We start from the raw sequence: 1,238 nt of genomic DNA, 5'->3' as shown, positions 1-1,238 counted from the left end.
GGCGGGGGTAGGGTGTGACGTCATAGAAGCGGTTGGTCAGACAATGACGCAATTTGCCGCCGTCGCAACGGCCAGCGATATTGCTCAACAAACGACGCTTCGGCCGAGCGTTTTCACCGTCCTTAGAATGGAGGATGTATGGTTTCGATTAATCTTCTTTTTGGAATTGCAGGTTCCATTGTATCCTTCACGCAATCGCCCTTAACGGCCCCGCCAGTTCCCGCTAAACCTTCTGAAGCCCCCCTAGTCGGCGAAATCCGTAAGACTGGGACAGGCAGCTCCACTCTAGTCCGCGTCAATATCGATAATAAGGGAAAGGCGTTTGACTGCACAGTGGTGGAAGCAAGCGGTTCTACATTTCTGGACGAGAAGGCTTGCGAGATAGTGACGAATACTGCAAAGTTCCGTCCAAGTACGAATAGCAAGGGTGAGACTGTTCCAGCATACGGTACGAAAATCCGCATCCGATGGAACATCGGGGAATAGGGATTCTCGTCTTTTGATGGACGCTCCCAGTGTAGCTGCGTTGGGAACAGCTATTCTGCTTCCCACTCAAATCCAGCCGTAATCCTGACGCTCCGTAAGCACTCAATAACGAGACCTTTACGTCACATTGCTTGCCCGCCCTCACCCGACATTCCCTCACCACCGCGCGCGCGCTAAGCCGTCGCCATGCACCTGTCCGCCCCCGCCATTGTCCTGACCGTGCGTGCGCATGGGGAGCATGGGGCGGTGGTGCGGGCGATGACCGAGGGGGCGGGGGTGCTCCCCGGCTATGTGCGCGGCGGGCGGTCGACGCGGTTGCGGCCGGTGTTGCAGCCGGCGAACGCGATCACCGGCGAGTGGCGGGCGCGGACGGATGCGCAATTGCCGGCGCTGACCGTCGAGCTGGTGCACAGCCGCGCGCCGTTGTTCGAGGAGCCGCTGGCTGCCGCTGCGCTCGAATGGGTGACGGGGCTGACCGCGCTGGCCCTGCCCGAGGGGCAGCCCTATCCGCGGCTGCATGCGGCGCTCGACGGGGTGATCGGCGCGATCGAGGCGGCGCCGGCCGCGCGGGGCTGGGCGGTGGCGCTGGTCCGCTATGAGCTGCTGGTGCTGGCCGAGCTGGGCTTCGGCCTCGACCTGTCGCAGTGCGTGGCGACGGGGGTGCGCGACGAGCTGGCGTTCGTCAGCCCCAAGAGTGGCGGCGCGGTGAGCCGGGCGGCGGCGATGGGGCATGAGGCGCGGCTGTTCGCGTT

General features: G+C 63.1%; 3 protein-coding genes. All 3 read left to right on the top strand.

Features of this window, described 5'->3' with window-relative positions:
* On the top strand, positions 1–205 hold a 205-nt coding region (locus AX709_RS19165), incomplete at its 5' end, for a hypothetical protein (RefSeq protein ID WP_231727464.1).
* Positions 139–486: a TonB family protein gene (locus AX709_RS19560; RefSeq protein WP_082731690.1), complete on the top strand. Its 348-nt coding sequence runs from the start codon at positions 139–141 to the stop codon at positions 484–486. The genes AX709_RS19165 and AX709_RS19560, both read left to right, overlap by 67 nt.
* A 186-nt stretch (positions 487–672) precedes the next feature.
* Positions 673–1,238: DNA repair protein RecO (recO, locus tag AX709_RS08445; RefSeq protein ID WP_066548758.1), on the top strand; the 566-nt coding region annotated here is incomplete at its 3' end.

This window comes from Sphingomonas sp. CCH15-F11 (genome assembly GCF_001557005.1).
In the GTDB taxonomy this organism is placed as follows: domain Bacteria; phylum Pseudomonadota; class Alphaproteobacteria; order Sphingomonadales; family Sphingomonadaceae; genus Sphingomonas.
Note: the sequence above shows the minus strand (reverse complement) of the source record. Positions and strands in the feature narration are given on the sequence as shown.

Bases quoted from the DNA above. Each gene is read 5' to 3' on its own strand.
- AX709_RS19560 (WP_082731690.1), top strand. From the start codon at position 139: ATGGTTTCGATTAATCTTCTTTTTGGAATTGCAGGTTCCATTGTATCC.